This is a genomic window from Sphingobacterium spiritivorum (genome assembly GCF_016724845.1).
Classification (GTDB): Bacteria; Bacteroidota; Bacteroidia; order Sphingobacteriales; family Sphingobacteriaceae; genus Sphingobacterium; species Sphingobacterium spiritivorum_A.
This window is the reverse complement of the sequence record NZ_CP068082.1, coordinates 273771-292812: the sequence shown is the minus strand read 5'-3', so window position 1 is coordinate 292812 and position 19042 is coordinate 273771. Positions and strand designations below refer to the sequence as shown.

At 40.8% G+C, this 19042-nt stretch carries 16 protein-coding genes; 12 read left to right on the top strand and 4 right to left on the bottom strand.

The features are described 5' to 3' along the window. Positions 1–57: 57 nt before the first annotated feature. Positions 58–270 (top strand): heavy-metal-associated domain-containing protein, encoded by a 213-nt coding sequence (locus I6J03_RS01360; protein ID WP_003007643.1) that lies wholly within the window; start codon positions 58–60, stop codon positions 268–270. A gap of 83 nt (positions 271–353) precedes the next feature. Here I6J03_RS01360 and I6J03_RS01355 read toward each other — a convergent pair whose 3' ends face one another. Both I6J03_RS01355 and I6J03_RS01350 read right to left on the bottom strand, forming a co-directional pair. Beyond that, positions 354–749, bottom strand: coding sequence for a VOC family protein (locus I6J03_RS01355; RefSeq protein WP_003007639.1), 396 nt, complete (start codon positions 747–749; stop codon positions 354–356). Between the two features lie 83 nt (positions 750–832). Next, positions 833–1813, bottom strand: coding sequence for a helix-turn-helix transcriptional regulator (locus I6J03_RS01350; RefSeq protein ID WP_003007637.1), 981 nt, complete (start codon positions 1811–1813; stop codon positions 833–835). A 173-nt stretch (positions 1814–1986) separates the two neighbouring features. Here I6J03_RS01350 and I6J03_RS01345 point away from each other — a divergent pair, with 173 nt between their 5' ends. The 11 genes from I6J03_RS01345 to I6J03_RS01295 all read left to right on the top strand — a co-directional run bounded on the left by I6J03_RS01345 (position 1987) and on the right by I6J03_RS01295 (position 16533). After that, on the top strand, positions 1987–3741 hold the full coding sequence (locus I6J03_RS01345; RefSeq protein WP_003007632.1) for an ABC transporter ATP-binding protein: 1755 nt from the start codon (positions 1987–1989) through the stop codon (positions 3739–3741). A gap of 78 nt (positions 3742–3819) precedes the next feature. After that, a complete protein-coding gene (locus I6J03_RS01340; RefSeq protein WP_003007630.1) occupies positions 3820–5556 on the top strand; it encodes an ABC transporter ATP-binding protein in 1737 nt (578 codons plus the stop codon). 265 nt (positions 5557–5821) lie between these two features. Next, complete coding sequence (locus I6J03_RS01335; RefSeq protein WP_003007627.1) at positions 5822–6349, top strand: sigma-70 family RNA polymerase sigma factor; 528 nt, start codon at positions 5822–5824, stop codon at positions 6347–6349. A gap of 53 nt (positions 6350–6402) precedes the next feature. Next, complete coding sequence (locus I6J03_RS01330; protein WP_003007624.1) at positions 6403–7470, top strand: FecR family protein; 1068 nt, start codon at positions 6403–6405, stop codon at positions 7468–7470. A gap of 57 nt (positions 7471–7527) precedes the next feature. After that, the gene (locus I6J03_RS01325; RefSeq protein ID WP_039989961.1) at positions 7528–10884 is read left to right on the top strand and encodes a SusC/RagA family TonB-linked outer membrane protein; all 3357 of its coding nucleotides are present in this window, start codon (positions 7528–7530) and stop codon (positions 10882–10884) included. A gap of 11 nt (positions 10885–10895) precedes the next feature. Next, the gene (locus I6J03_RS01320) at positions 10896–12401 is read left to right on the top strand and encodes a SusD/RagB family nutrient-binding outer membrane lipoprotein (RefSeq protein WP_003007619.1); all 1506 of its coding nucleotides are present in this window, start codon (positions 10896–10898) and stop codon (positions 12399–12401) included. A gap of 164 nt (positions 12402–12565) precedes the next feature. After that, on the top strand, positions 12566–13270 hold the full coding sequence (locus I6J03_RS01315) for a response regulator transcription factor (protein ID WP_003007616.1): 705 nt from the start codon (positions 12566–12568) through the stop codon (positions 13268–13270). 8 nt (positions 13271–13278) lie between these two features. Further along, positions 13279–14592, top strand: coding sequence for an ATP-binding protein (locus I6J03_RS01310; RefSeq protein WP_201694087.1), 1314 nt, complete (start codon positions 13279–13281; stop codon positions 14590–14592). 169 nt (positions 14593–14761) lie between these two features. Further along, the gene (locus I6J03_RS01305) at positions 14762–15277 is read left to right on the top strand and encodes a hypothetical protein (RefSeq protein WP_003007606.1); all 516 of its coding nucleotides are present in this window, start codon (positions 14762–14764) and stop codon (positions 15275–15277) included. Then, a complete protein-coding gene (locus I6J03_RS01300) occupies positions 15261–15764 on the top strand; it encodes a hypothetical protein (RefSeq protein WP_003007604.1) in 504 nt (167 codons plus the stop codon). The genes I6J03_RS01305 and I6J03_RS01300 overlap by 17 nt, the downstream gene beginning before the upstream one ends. Next, entirely contained in the window at positions 15748–16533 is a 786-nt protein-coding gene (locus I6J03_RS01295; protein WP_003007601.1) for a YoaK family protein, read from the top strand. The genes I6J03_RS01300 and I6J03_RS01295 overlap by 17 nt, the downstream gene beginning before the upstream one ends. Positions 16534–16792: 259 nt before the next feature. Here the strand turns inward: I6J03_RS01295 and I6J03_RS01290 are convergent, their stop codons facing one another. Both I6J03_RS01290 and I6J03_RS01285 read right to left on the bottom strand, forming a co-directional pair. Then, entirely contained in the window at positions 16793–17332 is a 540-nt protein-coding gene (locus I6J03_RS01290) for a hypothetical protein (RefSeq protein WP_157600444.1), read from the bottom strand. Positions 17333–17425: 93 nt separating this feature from the next. Then, the gene (locus tag I6J03_RS01285) at positions 17426–19009 is read right to left on the bottom strand and encodes a Na+/H+ antiporter (RefSeq protein ID WP_003007596.1); all 1584 of its coding nucleotides are present in this window, start codon (positions 19007–19009) and stop codon (positions 17426–17428) included. Positions 19010–19042: the final 33 nt, after the last annotated feature.

Genomic DNA, 19042 nt, shown 5'->3' with positions numbered 1-19042 from the left:
AAATCAGAATAAATAAAAAGTAGTGAAATTTGTAGTACAAGAATAAATTAAATACTCATGAACGATACATTAAAATTCAAAACCAATATTAAATGTAGTAACTGTGTGGCTAAGGTTACTCCATTTTTAGATGCGGAGGAAGGTATAAAGCAGTGGCAGGTGGATACTACTACTGCAGATAAAATCCTTACAGTAGAAGCAAATGGTATAACTGAAAGCGAAATTAAAGAAGCTGTAGAAAAGTCGGGTTTTAAAATCGAGTCTTTCTGATAAAAATTTTCCGGTGGTTTGTTGAATCGTATGGAGGTGTTTTAAAAAACATTCTCCATACTTTTTTATAAGGCTTTGGCTGGCTAATGTTGTACTGCCGTGCAAAGCTCAATAAGGAATCCATCGGTATCTCTCAGGTATACCACCTGTTGTCCCCAGGGTTTGGTTGTAAGGGGAGATACGACAGTAGCACCCACAGAGATTGCCGTTTCAAGCACTTCTTCAATCTGTTCAGTAACAAATCCTATTTCTACGGCAAAGGGCTTGATCTGCAGGTTTGCTTCCGTAAATCCGTCAGGAAGATTGGATGCGGCTAATTCTTTGGAGGCAAAGGATAAGGTTGTTTCACCGGTAAGCAGTTCAGCATAATCATTCTGAGGTGTGATGAATTTTCGCTCTAATCCAAAAGCTTTTTCATAAAACTGAATTGATTTCGTAACATCAGATACATATAGTATTGTATAACCTAATTTTACCATAGGGAATTTATTTAAGATAAGTGAACGCTAAAATTAGAGAATAAAAGTCAGAATTACTGAGAAATCGAAACAGCTGAAGGATATTATCTTTTTAGCAGGCTGGGGGCAATTCCGAATCTTCGTTTGAATGCTACTGTAAAGTGTTGTGGATTTTTGTAGCCGACAGCGTCAGCTACTTCACTGATATTCATGTGCTGATCCCGGATCATCTTATGTGCCTGCTCCATTTTGGTGTCATTCCAAAAACCAAAAACTGTCGTACCGAATAGTTCCTTAAATCCCTTTTTTAATAAAAAATCATTTGTACCTACTCTTCTGGCCAGGTCTGTAAGACTATAGGACTGATCTATATGTTGCAGCATAAACTCCCTGACGGCATATATTTTCTCTATATCTGATTTTTTGAGAGAAGAAGGGGAAGGATTATCCGAACTCATCTGTTCCAGTTGTAAAAGTAAGAGCTCGATCACCTTTGCTTCAAGATACATTCGCTTGAAAAGTCCTTTACGGTCACAGTTGATGATTTTCTGAATAATCTGCAACATTTCCAGATTGATCAGATTATTATGTTTATGGAGAAATGTAGAGCGTCCGGCTGCTATTGCATTATGAAAATAATGGAATAAAGAGCCCTCTTCAGGTAAATAACGTTTGAAAAAAGCGGGATGGAGATTGACCTCAAATACCTTTAAATCCTGTTGCTCCCATTGAATCTGGCCGGATATATTATTGGCATAAATAATATTATGCTGATTGCTGCTGAAATTAAGGTGATGCTGCATGTCATCTGAAGAGGTAATGCTTTCACCACTGAGTGTAAAGTGCATTTCGACCGTTTCAAAATCACTCTCAAAGTGAATTCTGGTTTTTTTTGCCAGTGCAATATCCCCGTAACCAATATGGATGCCATCAAAATACACTTCTTTATAAAACCCCTTCCCAAACGGATTATCAATATGCAGACACTCTTCTCTCATATCGGGGTCTGAAGCATGGTGTGCATTAGGATAGTCCTTGTACAGTACAAGATCCGGAATGTCGTCTGCATAGAGGTTTAAGACCATGTTGTATAGATAATATGTGCTAACTGGCGAATTAATCCGTTATTCGGCATTTTTTCTCCCTGACGCGTAAGGATCAGATCGACCTGATGTAATACCTTTGCAAATATAGTGAATTATTTAGAATCTTTCTAAATAAAGCGCGCGAGATTAACTATATAATAATTAAATAAAACATGGATACAGTTACAAAAGCAAAAAAGAAGGGGATTGTCCGGTTGCTGGAGATTGCCGGTAAAGAAAAAAAACTATTGATTATTTCGGGTCTGTTGGCCATTTTACATGCTTTGCTGAGTCTGGTCCCGTATGTACTTGTCTTTTATATTGTGCGGGAACTTACTAAAGATTCAGTAGATTTTGGCTCTTCTGATCAGTATATACGTTACGCTATTCTTGCAGCTGTGCTGAGTATGGCTGTTCTGTATATTTCCGTTATAGTCTCCCATTTGGCGGCTTTCAACATTCTTTTTGAATTAAGAAAATTTATGATCTGTAAAATAGGAAAATTACCGATCGGATATCTTTTTAACCGAAGTTCAGGTGCTCTTCGTAAGATGCTGGCAGATGATGTGGAACGTATAGAGACGTTTATAGCACATCAGATTCCAGATTTTGTAAAGGGAGTAACGCTACCGGTCATTACTATTTTCTTTTTGTTTACGCAGGATTGGAGATTAGCCCTTGTGAGTTTTATCCCGTTAATTGTACTGGCGATATGGATTCCGAGGGCATATGGAGGTCAGAACAAAGAGCTTATCCGCAATTATCATCAATCACTGGAAGATATGAATGCGGGTATAGTGGAGTATGTAGGTGCTATTCCGGTGATGAAGATCTTCGGTACATCTGCGGAGACTTTTGAAAAATACGGGAATACTGTTCGCCGGTTTAATGTATTTGTCGGAGAATGGATTAAAAGCAGTACACCTGCCTTTGCTGTTTTTATAAGTTTTGTGAGTAATGCGATGTTGCCTGTCCTGATTGCGGGTCTGTATCTCTACTTTAACCACGGAGTCACCTTAGCTACTCTTTTGCTTTTTTTGATTCTGGGTACCGGATATATCAAGCCATTGTTTGTCCTGAATAATATGGGAATGCAGTTGTCTGTTATCAATCGTGGAGTAGAACAATTGGATGAACTGCTGGATGAAGAAGGGCTTGTTGAAAAAGAAGTTCGACAAACTCCGGAAGTATTTGACCTGCAGTTTGAGAACGTTTCCTTTTCATATGATAATAAGGTTTCTGTTCTAAAAGATATTAGTTTCAAAATTCCTGAAAAAGCTGTTGTAGCTCTTGTGGGTCCTTCGGGGGCAGGTAAGAGTACGGTCGGGCAGCTTATCGCCCGATTTTGGGATATCCATAGCGGCAGTATCCGTATTGGAGGAATAAATATTAAAGAATATCCTACTGCACAGTTGATGGAACTGGTTTCTTTTGTTTTTCAGGATAGCTTTATGTTTCAGCAGTCGATGTATGAAAATATCCTTATGGGAATGGATAAGACTTATGAAGAAGTTATGCAGGCTGCCAAAGCAGCACAGATTCATGAAGAGATCTTGTCTCTCCCTGAAGGTTATGAAACTTTATTCGGACAGGATGGGGTACACCTGAGCGGAGGTGAACAGCAACGGATCCAATTGGCCAGAGCCATTCTCAAAAATGCTCCTGTTCTGATTTTGGATGAAGCAACAGCTTTTGCAGATCCCGAAAGTGAGTATAAGATACAGCAGGCATTCAGCGAACTGATTAAGGATAAGACGGTTTTGATTATTGCGCATAGGCTCAGTACGATTACGGACGTAGATTCGATACTGGTATTTGATAAAGGAAACCTGACGGATCAGGGTACGCATGAAGTATTGCTGGAAGAAAGTGAGTTATACCAACGTATGTGGAATGCACATACCCGGGCTAAAGAATTTGTAATATAATGGATAATATGCCTTTTAAGGACATGACTGTCCTGATCTTTTAATTGAATAATACATAGTATATAAGTATAAAATAATATGATACAACATTTGAGATATGTGACTGCTCTGAATCCCGGAGGAACACGCAAGATGATTTTTTGGGAGATTTTGCACAGCATCTTTGTGGCTGCGCCTTCAGGTATTTTGCTGGTCGTAATCTGGGAACTGTTTTCTGATAAGCCGGACATGACAAGAGTATCAGGAGCTGTGATCCTGATGAGTATAATGCTGATCACACAGTTTTTTATTGCTTCGAAGACAATGGTAGGTTCTAATTTGCTGGTATACGGGCTTGCGAATCAATTGCGGATCAGGCTTGGCAATCGTCTTCAGAAATTTTCTTTAGGTTTTTTTAAGCAGAAAGATCCGGGAGAGATAGCCGGTATTGTGTTGCAGGATGTTGCCAGTTTTGAAGGGATTTTCGGACACAGTGTCGGAAACCTGGCATCAGCTATTTTCGGAACAACAGTTTTATCCATCTTCCTGTTTGCTTACGACTGGCGTCTGGCACTTTGCCTGCTTGCTGTGCTTCCGTTGATATATCCGGTATTGCTGATTTCCAATAGTCTGGTTTCTTCCTTAGGCAAAAAACAGATTGCAGCACGCAATAGTGTTGGATCTAAATTTCTGGAATATGTACAGGGAATTCTCCATCTCAAATCTTATGGTTTGGTCGGGGATAAGAACAAAAATCTTGAAAATGCTTTTGATGAACTGCGAAAAAGAAGCATACGTCTTGAAGCTGTTCCCGGACCGTTTCTAGTCACCGCTTCTGTATTTTTTGAGGTTGGATTTGTCGTTATGTTAGGTTTGGGATTGTATTATCTTTCGCAGGGCAGCATTACTATTCCTGTGTTGATCACTTTTCTGATTATGGGCTATAATCTGTATAACCCATTAAAGGTATTAATGGTGGATTATCTCACCCTGCGGTATATGAATGAGAGTCTCGGCCGGATTATCAATGTACTGGAAGAACCTACTATGGAAACGGACAGAAATGAGTTTCCGACGCGTTTTGATATCGAATTTGATCAGGTCAGTTTCGGTTATAAGGACCGTATGACAGTACGTGATCTTACATTTCATGTTCCCGAGCAGTCCATGCTTGCATTGGTCGGTCACTCCGGATCCGGTAAGACGACGATTGCTTCGCTGATCGCCCGTTTCTGGGATGTTAATAGCGGATCTATAAAAATAGGAGGGGTAGATATCCGTCATATTAATCAGGACAGGTTCTATTCGCTAATCAGCGAGGTCTTTCAGGAGGTCTATCTGTTTGATGATACGATCTACAATAATATTAAGATCGGTAAGCCGGATGCCAGCTCAGAAGAGATTATTGAGGCTGCTGAGAAAGCAATGGTTCTGGATTTTGCATGGGAATTTCCTAATGGTATGTATACGCGTGTGGGTGAGAAAGGATGTATGTTGTCCGGAGGACAAAAACAGCGTATCAGCATTGCAAGAGCCTTGCTGAAAGATGCTCCTATTGTACTGCTCGATGAAGCTACTGCAAGTCTGGATCCTGAAAATGAGATCTACATTCAGCAGGCTATTCTGGAACTCGTCAAATCCAGAACAGTAATAGTCATTGCGCACAAGTTGGCTACTATTCAGAAAGCTCAGCAGATACTGGTGCTGCAAAATGGAGCTGTACTGGAAAGAGGGACGCATGAAGAGCTGATCAGCAAGCAGGGGAAATATGAGAAACTATGGAATATCCAGCAACAATCCGGTGGCTGGAAAGTGAAAAGCAGCGTGCAGGTCTGATAAATCTTACAAAACAGGTTAGCTGCAGACCGATTCACTGTATTTTTTTATTGAGGTTTAGTGGTTGAGGCCAGATTATATTTTGATCTGGCTTTACTGCTTGGTTACCAGAGGTAATGATGAAAAATTAAAAAATCATTTCTATCTTTATATCTGCCGCATAGCTGTATGTTAATATTGCAAAGTGTAATGTTAACATACGCTTTACATTGCGGTAAAATGATAAACCTATTTTTAGCCACAGTTCACACCTTAATATTTAGTTATGTCGGCTGATTTTACTGATCAGACCTCTGATTTTACCACCTTTGAATCGCTTTACAAAGCATGGAATACCCGTGTGTATGCCTATGTGCTCAAAAAAACGGGTTCAACCTTTGTGGCTGAAGAGGTTGTACAATTGGTATTTATCAAAATATGGAAGAACAGCCAGTATGATCTCAAACATATCAAGTGGGAAGCTCAGTTATTCTGTGTTACCCGTTCGGTCATGATCGATTATATGAGGCAATCTGCACGATATAGCCGTAACGATAGTTTGTGGGAAGGATCTTTGGATTATCATTATCAGACAGAAGTAGAAGACCGCGAAAATATGGAACGCTTAAGGCGAGAGGTCGACCGTATGCCTCCCATGCGTCAGAATGTATTCCGGATGAGTCGCTTTGAACATCAGACTTATGCCCAAATCGCAGAACGTCTGCAGATCTCTGTCCGCACCGTAGAGAACCATATCGCTTCTGCTCTGAAGGTGCTCAAAAAAAACTTATTCTTTCTGCTATTCTTTTTTTAATTTTTTTCACTGCTGACTAGGGGGGATGCGTACTGACATCGTATACCTATCAGATGAACATCAGTAGAGAACTAATCAATAAATTTTTAAAAGGCCGGTGCACGCCTGAAGAACATGCTTTTGTACAGTCATATCTGGAAGAGCATGGCGAAGATGCGGCAGCTTTCTTCCCGGAAGAGGAGTGGACAGAATGGTCTGAAGATAACTCGTATGATGAGTCACGACAGGATGAAATCTTTCAACTGATTGTTCAGCAGTTGCAGGAAGAAGAGTTGCAACCACGTCTGTATCTTTCATTTTTGTACAGAGTGGCAGCTGCCGCAATATTGCTTCTTGTATGTGCTCTGGGAGAGCGTGCTACCCGGCATGATCAGGCTCCGCTTATAACAGGAATTCAGAGAGAAATTCCTACACTGTATCGTATCAATGCGAGTAATCAACCCATGAATATTGTCATGAGTGATAGCAGTTCGGTATTACTTTATCCGAATGCGGAACTGCGTTATGCCGAAAATTTTAAGTGGAAAAACAAACGTGAGGTCTGGCTGGTCGGAAAGGCAAAGTTTTCTGTTCATAAGGATAAGACAAAGCCATTTATGGTGTATTCGGACCGGCTTGTTACGACGGCACTCGGTACACAGTTTATAGTAGATGCTCCCCGGCAGGCTAAACATGTGGTAATACGATTGTTAGAGGGTTCTATTCGTGTGGAAGATTATCAGGAAAAAATAAATGGTCAATATATAAGTCAGATCCTCCGGCCCGGAGAAGAAGTCAATATTCAGTTGTCAACGCTTTCGCTATTGGCTGATGTTCCTAAGAAAGCTCCTGTATCACCGGATCAAAAAAATGTCCCTGCTGTGTCAAAACCTGAAGAACTGGCATTTAAGAATAAGAAGTTAGCCGAAGTACTCAGCGAAATAGACAAGGCTTACGGTACGGATACGCGCTGGTCAATAGCGGGTATAGAAAAGCTTCACTTTTCAGGAAGGTATGAACGAAATGCTGATAATTACCGGGTCATCCTGAATGATATAGCCGTGCTGCATCACCTGATCCTGCAGATCGATGATAACGGGAAGGGGGCACAGTTGAAACAAGAAATAAATAAATCCGAATAACAGAATATTCATGTATAAGCGATAACATTTACAGTAACAACTTTATTGAATCAGATTATGAAAAAAAACAGACTTTTTGTACCAGGGATGGGGCTTACCTTTCATTTATGGATAAAGCGGCCATCCTTAAATCCAAAGCTGTCTTATGCTTTGGCCATGTCTATGCTGATCGGAGTATCGGTTTCAGAGGCGCAGACGAATGCATCCGTATCCGGTCTGGTGCGTGATGAGCAGGGAGTGAAAATATCCGGTGCTACTATTACGATAGAAAATAAATTGACGGCTTTTCGTAAAAGCAGTACAACTGATGCTGAGGGGGTATTTGTATTTGAAGGAATTCCTGCGGGCGGAGGATATACTTTTGTAATCAGTTCATTGGGTTACAGTAAAAAGGAGCTTACAGGCTATGCGATCAAAAGCAATGACAAACTTGCTATCAGTGTTACGCTGGAATCCAGAAATGATGTGCTGGAGGAGGTCGTGGTAACAGCTTTGGGTATCAAACGGGAGAAAAAAGCTTTGGGATATACTGTGGCTGAATTAAAAGGAAATGAGCTGACACAGGGGAAAGAAGCGAATGTGGCCAATGCCCTGTCGGGTAAGGTAGCCGGTGTACAGGTAAGCCGTGCAGCATCAGGAGCCGGTGGTTCATCGAAAGTGATTATCCGTGGTAATAATTCATTGATCGGCAATAGTCAGCCGCTTTATGTCGTGGATGGTGTGCCGATTGACAATCAGAATTACGGTGCCGCAGGGAGTTCCGGTGGAACAGATTACGGAGATGGTATCAGTAACATTAATCCGGAGGATATCGAAACTATTTCGGTTCTGAAAGGTCCTAATGCTGCGGCATTATATGGACAGCGGGGTTCAAATGGTGTTATTCTTATCACAACTAAAACAGGAAAAGCAGGCAGAGGCTTAAATATCAATTTTAACAGTGATTTTTCTATAGGTACGGCTCTTGTACTTCCGGATTTTCAGAATGTATACGGGCAGGGTTTAAACGGTAATTTTACACATTTCAGAAAGACCGATGGTACGATTGTGACAATGGCAGACGCTATTGCCAACAATTATTCCGGTATGCCCAAAATGAGTGCGGGCAGGGACAGATTGATGCGGTCATCATGGGGAGCGAAAATGGAGGGACAGCAGTATGAGGATCAGTTTGGAAATGTCTTAAGTTTCACTCCGAAACCGAATACATATGGCGATTTTTTTGATACGGAGAAACAATTTGTAAATGACCTGAGCGTAGACGGAGGTAATGAAAAGATCAACTATCGGTTTTCATATGCCAATACAAATATCAAAGGATATGTGCCGACTAACACTATAAACCGTAACAGTCTGAACCTGCGTACGCAAGCCAAAATCACGGATAAATTCAGCATAGATGTCAAAGCTAATTATATTATGCAGGAGGGTGTTAACCGGCCTACACTATCTGATGCATCGGACAATCCGGCTTATCTGCTGATTTCTCAGCCAAGAAGTATGGGCATGGATGTGCTGGCAGATTATAAGTGGACGAAGCATGATATTGATAATCAGTTGGGTTTTTCAAACTTATTTGAGGGATTGGAGAAAACATATGCAACCAACAGTTCTACAGCCAATCCGTACTGGACGATACATGAAAACAGAAATACGGACAGACGTGATCGTTTGATTGGTTTGTTAAGACTGTCGTACGAGTTTGCACCCTGGTTACGACTCACAGCTACGGGAGGTACGGATCTGTATACGGATCAGCGGTTTCGTTATCGTCCGATCGGCACATACCAGAGTCTCAATCGAAAAGGCGATATCCGGGAGGAGATTATCCGGTCCAGAGAAAATAACCTCGATGCACTGCTAAGTTCCAGTTTCAGTGCTACGGAAGATATCAGGATTTCACTGAATGCCGGAGCCAGTCATCTCAGCCGGTTTATGCGAAATACCGGAAACACAGGAAATCAGTTTATTGTTCCGGATCTGTACGTGATCAATAATACAACTACAAATTCATATATCTTTAATCTCATTGAATCGGAGATTAATTCGGTTTACGGATCGGGGCAGATCAGCTATAAAGATTATGCTTTTCTGGATTTTTCAGCACGTAACGATTGGTCTTCTACTTTATCTAAGAATAACAATTCCTTTTTCTATCCCTCCGTCAGCGGTAGTTTGGTTCTGTCGGATATATGGAAATTCAATCCAAAAGCGCTTTCATTTCTGAAAGTCAGAGCTTCATGGGCACAAGCAGGTAGTTCAGGTAACCCTTATCAGCTTACAGGAGCTTATAGCCTGAATCAGTATACACACGGAGGTGTGCCACTGGCAACTTTTACAGAAGTAATTCCTGATCCAGATCTGAAAAATGAACTGACTACTTCAGTCGAGTTTGGTGCTGACCTGCGTTTTCTGAATAACCGGATGAACTTCTCTTTTACTTATTACAATGCCAATACTAAAAATCAAATCTTAGATATTCCGATTGCGCCTTCAAGTATGTTTAAGGTGAACCGTATTAATGCCGGAGAGATCTCGAATAAAGGGATAGAGTTTGTACTGGGAGGTACTCCGGTAAAAACAGCAGGAGGGTTTCAGTGGGAAACATCTTTCAACTTTAACCGCAACCGCAATATGGTTAAATCTCTGGCTCCCGGAGTCGATGTCTTCCTGTTGGGATCGGATCGGGGCATTAATGTCGTAGCTGAGGTAGGTAAGCCTTTCGGGCAGCTTATAGGTACGCAGTTTGCCTGGATCAAAGATGAAAATGGAAACAGACTGATTGATCCTAATACAGGTCTGCCGCTTCGTACTGCAGGACGTGTCACTACTGATCTGGGGAATGCACAACCGAAATGGCTGGGTGGATTCTCCAATACATTCCGATACAAAGGTATAGCCTTATATGCACTGGTTGATATCCGTCAGGGAGGCTTGATCTTCTCTCAGTCTAACCGGGAGCAAATCATCTACGGTGTATCTAATAAGACAGTCGAAGGCCGTGACGGTACATATGTAGCATCAGGATATCTTGGCACTTTACAGCCGGATAATACCTGGAAAAATTCAGGTGTGCAGAATACTATGCAGGTAAGGGCACAGGATTACTGGAATGTGGTGGCAGGAGAAAAGGAAGTGATGGTATCCGAGGAAATGCTTAATGACGGAAGTTATATTGCTATGCGCGAAATCAGCCTGTCCTATAGTCTGCCAAAAGGTATACTGCCTCCGAAATATATACAAGGTGCTAAAGTCGGTGTATATGGACGTAATCTATTCTATTTTCAACGTAAAACAGATGGATTTTCACCTGAATCGGCTTCCTTCAATACCAATAACTCTTCTATCGGTATAGAGTCTACTTCCTTACCGATGATGCGTAATATTGGAATCAATTTATCTGTAAACTTTTAATATCCGGAAAAATGAAACGTAGTAACATATATAAAGTAAGTTTGGGACTATTTATCGGTTCTGTCTTATTAAACAGCTGTACAAAAGATTTTGAACAGATCAATAAACCGCCGACCTCTGTCACGACAATAGATCCGGGACTTCTGCTGTCACGTTCTCTCCGGGACGGTAGTTTCTATGAGTCCGGCGAATTGCCGAATAATAAATTTGGATCCTGGGTACAGCATTGGGCGGGAGGTCCGATTGTTCCGACATCGAGATATATCGAAGCACCAGAGAATGCGATCTGGTCACAGCACTATGATTTGCTGAAAAATCTGATGCAGATCCGTCAGGAATTAAAAGGTAAAGAAGATCTGCCGGAAGGTCGCAGTAAACTGGCTATAGCACGGATCTATGAAATCTATATCTGGCAACGTATGACAGATCTATTCGGAGATATACCTTTTTCTGCAGTGACTCAGGATGCGGGAGCGATAGAGCGTACACCGGCATTTGACAAACAGGAGGATATCTATCCGGTGCTGATCCAGCAACTGGATGTGGCTCTTGCCAGACTGAATGTGGCTGATAATTCGTACGGAACGGCTGACTTTTTCTATGGAGGTAATGTGTCTAAATGGGCTAAGTTTGGAAACTCTCTTAAGCTGAAGCTGGGTATGCGTATACGGTTCGCCAATGCGCAGCTGGCACAAAAGACGGTTACGGAAGCTATTGCTTCTCCGTATGGATTATTGAGTTCAAATGCAGACAATGCTGCGGTTCCGACTTTTAATAACGCACAGGCTGAGAACTACAACCCAATGTTACGTCAGTTTATTACAGGTAGTTCGGATATTCGTTATCTCGCTAATACACTAGTGAATACACTTAAGAATTACAATGATCCCCGTCTGCCGCTGATAGCCGCTCCCACAGCGAGTTCGGCGGGTACAGGAACAGATAAATACGAAGGAATAGGGGTGGCGCTTACAGATAATCAGTTAGCACAGGTGATTCGCGCTAATTACTCTACGGCATCCACAAAAACGTGGTTTAGTATCTCTTTTGCACCGATTCCGAGTTATGCTCTTACATATTCTGAAGTTGCTTTTTTCAGAGCAGAAGCAGCTTTATTGGGCTGGGATCAGGTAGATGCTGAAAAAACATTTCAAGATGCTGTGAAGGCAGCTTTTGCCGTGTCACCCTACAATATGGCTACTGTTCCGCAAACCTACATCGATCAGGTCTTATCTTTTAACGGTTTATCTGCAGATCAACGTTTAGAAAAGATCCAGACACAAAAATGGATACACTTGTTTGGTCGTAATTTTGAAGCTTTTGCAGAATGGAGGAGAACAGGTTATCCTGTGTTGACTCCGGGACCTATGCAAGGCTCTACAAACGGTAAGATTCCGCGAAGAGCAATATATTCTTCAGAAGAAGCTCAGCTTAATGAAGCAAATTATAAAGCTGCAGTAGAGCGGATGTCTAACGGTGATTCATTCCTGTCCAAAGTATGGTGGGATAAGAAGTAATATAGAAACAATAGATTGAGGGGCTTTTAACAAAGCCCCTTTTTTTATGTTTTATTTTACGGAATAAAGAAAAGTCCATGATAATTGGTAAATCTGCTCTAAATAATTATTTTTATAGCTTGGGGTATCTGTTGAAGATATAATAATAGAGAAGAAGCTTAGAAATGAACGAAATACTGTTAGTAGAGGATGAACAAAATGTCGCTGAACTGGTTATTCAGGGATTAGAAGAGGACGGATACAAAGTCATTCATGCGATGGATGGACTTAAGGCATTAGAAATAGTGCGGACAAAGGCTGTGGATCTGGTTATTCTGGATATTTTGTTACCTCAAATGAACGGGCTGGATGTGTGTAAAGCTATCCGGGATTCGGGATATACGGATCTTCCGGTACTGATGCTGACTGCTCTTGGAAGTCCCGAAAATGTAGTACTGGGACTGGATAATGGTGCGGATGATTATATGTCCAAACCTTTTAAACTTATAGAGCTGAAGGCAAGGATAAGAACCTTGCTGCGCCGGAAGTCCGAAATTTCAAAATCTGTACAAAGTCAGCTCAAAAATGAAGTATATCGTTACAGTGTATTAAAACTGGATGATTATCAAAAAGTAGCTTATTGTAATGATCAGGAACTCAACCTGACCTCTACCGAGTATCGCCTTTTACTGCTTTTTATGCGATCGCCTAAAAAAGTCTTTATGCGAAGCGAATTGCTGGATGAGGTGTGGGGGATCAATTTTGATATAGGCTCTAATGTTGTCGATGTATATGTCAACTACCTGCGCCGTAAAATAGAAAAACACAGTCCTATGAAACTGATTCATACGGTAATTGGTATGGGATATGTTCTCAAAGGAGATGAATAAATAAATATATGCGCAGTTACAATAAGACACTTTACTTTTCTATTGGCATCCTGATTGTTTATACCGTTCTGTTTGTCACATTCATATTCTATTCTATTTCTAATTTTGCATTCAGTGATTTCTATAAACGATTAGAACTGCGCCGTAAGCTTGCTGCAGAGCGCTTGCTGAATACCGATCATAGCGGGGATCAGCAGCATCTTCAGACAGAATATATTGAGAATCTGTTCAATCAGAAGGAGTTTATGGCGGAGATTGATAAGCAGGGTAATTTTCGTTCTATTGTAGAGTTTCCGACCGATCTGTCCGGTGAAATCAGCAAAAACGGACCCAGTAATTTTAAAGACGGCAAAATTTTCTATTCTACTAATATTTACCAAAAGGGTGGTCGTCATTATCTGATCGGCGTATCTGCTGAAAATTATTTCTATACGCACCATTTGGCTTACCTTCGTAATTTGTTGTTTATCAGTCTTCTGTTTGCCTGTTTGCTGATCATCGTTATTTCAATGATTGTGAAGCGTTCTTTTCTGAAACCTATTCATAAGATCATCAAGGAAGTAGAGATTATAGGCTCAGAGAATCTTTATCTCCGACTGAATGAATCAAAAGATAAAAGCGTACTTAATAAACTGGCCGCTACTTTCAACAGCATGCTCAACAGGATAGAAACTTCTTTTGAAACACAGAAGAACTTTATAAGTAATGCTTCGCATGAATTAAATACACCACTTACTTCTATCATTGTAACAGCTGATCTTGCGCTTTCCAAGCAAAGAACGGATGAGGAATACAGAACGGCACTCTCCCGAATAATGGATGCAGCCGGACATCTGGAGAAAAAAACACATGCCCTTCTGCTACTGGCCCGTACAGGATATGAAGGAAATAAAATCAATTTTAAACCAACACGTGTCGATCAGGCTGTAATGGATGCCGAATTAATGGTCAAGCAAATAAACAATAAATTCAGGATTAAAACAGATTTCAGTTTGCTGCCGGAAGATTCCATGCGTCTCAAAGTAAATGGTGTACTTCCTCTGCTGCATCTGGCTTTCTCTAATATCATCTCCAATGCCTGTAAGTATTCTTCCGATCAGACTGCTTATATCGCTTTGGGAGCCTCAAAGGATAAGGTTGTCATTGTTATCAAAGACAATGGTATCGGTATCCCTGAGAAAGAACTCAAACATATCTATGATCCATATTTCAGAGCCTCAAATACACTTAATTATTCTGGCTACGGAATAGGTTTGCCGCTGGCCCGTAATATTATACATATGCACAACGGTCAGTTGCGGGTGAGCTCAATAGAAGGGTAGGGAACTACTGTCACTATCGAATTGCCTTCTCTTTTTGTCTGATTTTAATCCGGTTTTAATCTGTTTTAAGCATTTTAATCTCATTTTAATTTCTCTCTTAAAAGTCTAATGAACTTCTAATGTGCGGTTAATGCTGCTGCAATAGTGCTGTAATACTTTTGTAAGTACTATGGCAAAGGCAAAAAGAATATTGATACCGACGGATTTCAGCATCCATTCTTTACAGTTTCTGATTACCGTATTAGAAGAGGAGCCCGCGGCTCAGGTAGAGGTTGTACTCGCATATGGTATGCGCTCCGGTTCATTTATGACTGAACTGTTTATTTTCTCGAAGGAAGAGTATCTGCAGAAGATACAATCTGAAGAGTTTATAAAAGGATGCCAGATGATAGAGAACCGCTTCGGAGAGAAGATCAGCGGTCTGTATGCAGATGTGCTTACTTCCGATAACCCTAACTATATCCGTAATTACCTCAAAGGAAATCATATTCATGAAGTCATATTGCACGAAGAGCATTACAGTACCTGTACGCACAAACATTATCTGGACCTTCACCGTCCATTAATGAAAGCTGCACCATTTTTATCCGTACTGTCTGACTCTTCACTTTCAGAGAAGCAGCATGCTGAACAAAATGAAATTGCTGATTTATTTTTTAGAAGTCAATATGATGTTACGTATTAGTAAATCTACTTTAACGAAGATCAATTATGTATTGATCATTTCCTTGTTGATGGTTGCATTGACAGGCGTTTTATTCTCCAGAAGCCCAGAAAAACTTATTCAGGGGGAATGGGAAGAAGTGGGGTGGTATTTTGAGAAGTCCGACTATAATAATAAGACCGGTAGTCAAAGCGGTTATATCAATGAGCAGATGAAATTGGAAATCTTTGATCAGGTCGTACCTTATCATATGAATGTATGGCATTTTGCAGAGGATGGAAGCATTCTTTCTGAGCAGGATACAGATAGCCTGCAATGGTATATCAAAGGTCGCGGTCATATTCTGGAACTCCGCAAGGACGGAAGAAAAATTGAGAGTTTTCAGATTCAAAACCTGACAAGAGATAAGATGGAGTTGCATTTTAATCTGGATCTGCAGGTCAAAGGAGTTGTAAAAATAGTTTTAAAAAGAAAAGAATTAGAAAATAATTATGCTAAGAAAGTATAGTAATCATAGAACACAACAGGACAACATGTGGCTGGGTGGCTTGACAGCTTACTCGGCGGGCATGACTAATGTCGTGTCCGTGATTGTCTTTTTCTCCTTTACCTCGAATATTACGGGGTATTATGCTGTTTTTTCACAGGAGGTATCCAAAGGTAATTGGTATCAGGGTGCGGTCGTACTTTTGTGGATCTTACTTTTCTTTATCGGAAGTCTGGTTTCCAATAGTTTGATTATTCATGGTAAAGGCAGGTGGAGCCAGTATGTCTCGCATGCCGTACCTATCATGCTGGAGATTATCAGTATACTCGGTGTGGGAATCTACCTGGAATTCTTTTATCAAGAGACCTTACAGGAGACAGAATTTTTAGTAGGGGCATTGTTATTTGCGATGGGACTTCAAAATGGTCTTACGGCAAGTATTTCCAATTCTGTGATCAAGACGACACACCTTACAGGTCTGTCTACGGATCTTGCTATTCTGGTGTCCATGTTTGCCAAAAGGGAAAACCGTCGGAATAAGGCATTGGTGCAGAAATTTCACTTATTGCTCACGATATTATTCGCGTATATCATTGGCGGACTGACCAGCGGACTGGTTTACAACTATATCGGAAATAAGGCTTTTTATGTCGTTTGTTTTGTATTGTTGGTTATTGCTTTTTATGATTACTATAAATTGAAAATGATCAGATATCATTATGAAAGAAGACATCGCAAAAGAGAGAAACTGGAAGCAAGAAATCTGATGCCAGAACAGATGGAGGTATAATGCAGGAACGATCCTAACAGCACGAGTGTCGCTCTGACAAAGAGTGTACTTTAAAAATATTCATAATTGAGTTTTTAGTTTTTCAGGGTAAACCGGTGCTTTTAAAGTTGGCTGATTTCAAAATCAGTCAACTTTTGCTTTGTATACGGGTGTTGGTTTGGTAATCAGTGGCTGTTGAGTTTGTAAGAAATCAGGAGCGCCGGAGAACCACTTACAGAATAAGCTGAATTTATTTCATAATGGAGTGCCAAATTATCGTTTAATGGCTGGCTATAATGGTATTATAAGTATCAAAAGTTTTATATACCCTTGTTTCTTTTAGTTTTCCGTTACTGTAAATTTCTACTTTTTGGATATTCCCTGACTTTTTATCTCTGTACATTATTTCTTTCAATCTTTTATTACCATCAAAAGATTCTGTTTTTATATCTCTGCCATCTTCTCTGTAATGTATAGACTTCAGGTCTCCGTTCGTTTTGTAATAATAACTTTTCGAATTATAAAAGTTTCCTTCTTTGCTTTGGATACCCTCGTAAGTATACTTTCCTTCCATTATTAATTGTTTATTATTATCATATATGTAATAATAAGCTTCATTGATGGGTTTTATCAATTCAAATCGCTCTTCTAATTCCGGATTGCTGCAGGGACGGCTTATCATAACCTCTTCTCTTCTGAAAACCGTCGTGTCATGCTGAGAGACCCATAGTGTATCAGATTCGGAAGGACTGCTTTTGTATTTTACTTTTGCAGTCATGTTGTTCTGTTTACTTTCATTATTTCCAAAAGTACAGCTCATGCAAAATACACTTAAAATAAAGAGTAACAGTTTATGTCCTGATTTCATATTTATTGTTATACATTACTGTAACGACATGTCATATGTTTTGTTTTAAATAACTTTTAATCGTTCTTCTTCCAGATCGATCTGATAGAGCTGCTGCCGGATGATTTCCTCATTTACTGCCGGATCTTTATTTAATTCGGTAAGAAACTGACGCTGACTTTCGAGCAGTTCATAGAAAACAGCTTTTGTCTTTTCATTCATCCAGCTGTCATCAGCTGCTTTTGTCTTTTCTTCCCAATGTTTCATGATCAGATCCATGCCTGCATGCCCTTTCAGTTCATTGTCATATTTGTGTTTTAGAAACTGATAGGTATGTTGTTTCAGATCCTGTTTCATTTTTTGTCTGGCTGATTTTTCTTTTTCCTCGTTTATAAATGCGCCGAATGAACCACTTTTTTCTATAAAATAGGGGAGCGTAAGTCCTTGAACAACAAGGGTGAGCAATATAACTACAAAGGTGATAAATAAGATCAGATTGCGATATGGAAATGCCATGCCATTGTCGAAAGCAACAGGTATGGATAATGCCGCTGCTAAAGAGACTACACCCCGCATACCTGTCCAGCCTAGTAGCAGAGGCATGAGCAACTGTCTTCTTCTGGAAGTAGCACGCGGCGCCACATTGGGACGAAAAATAAGGGTGGCCATCATCGCTGCATACGAGCTGACGATACGGGCTGCAACGAGTACAACAGTTACCAGGACTCCATATCCTATAGCTGTACGGAGGGGGATGCCTTTGGAACGTAGACCTTCTACGATCTCCGGAAGTTCCAGACCTATGATGAAAAAAACGGTGCCATTGAGAATAAATACAAAACTCTCCCATACGCTGTAACCTCTGATACGGCTGGTGCTGTTGAGGAATATCAACCTTCGGGCAGACATAAACAGTCCACCACATACAACAGCCATCACTCCTGAACTGTGTACCTGCTCTGCTATCCAATACATGATGTACGGTTCGATGAGCGTGAGGGTGATGTCAGATGCGGCATCTGTCGGAAGACGTTTGTGTGCCTGCACAAATAGCCAGGCCAGTACCAGTCCTATACCTGCACCGCCCACCACCATCCAAAGAAAACTAAGTGTTGCTTCGTGCCAGATAAACTGTCCGGTGCCCACTGTCACTAACGCAAAGCGGAAGATAATCAATGAGGATGCATCATTGAGCAGACTTTCTCCTTCCAGAATGGCAGATGTTGACTTGGGGATTTTTACAAATTTGGTGATGGCTCCGGTACTCACAGCATCCGGTGGGGATACAATGCCGCCTAACAGAAATCCAAGTGCAATCGTAAAGCCGGGAATAAAGTAATTCGCTGCCAAGGCTACGGATAACGCTGTGAAAAAGACGACAAGGAAAGCAAAGCTACCGATGATGCGCCACCATTTTTTCATCTCTTTAAAGGAGATGGACCAGCTAGCTTCAAAAAGCAGGGGAGGGAGAAATATAAAGAAAATAAGATCAGGATTAATTCTTACTACCGGTAATCCAGGTATAAAACTGATCAGTAGCCCGCCGATAACCAAAAGTATGGGGTAAGCGATTCGGAGTCTCGCAGCCCACATGTTCAGGAGTACGATGACGGCTATCATAGCCAGAATAAGAGGGAAGAAGGTGTGCATCGGGTGAGTTGTGTTCGGTTTTTAATGGAAGAT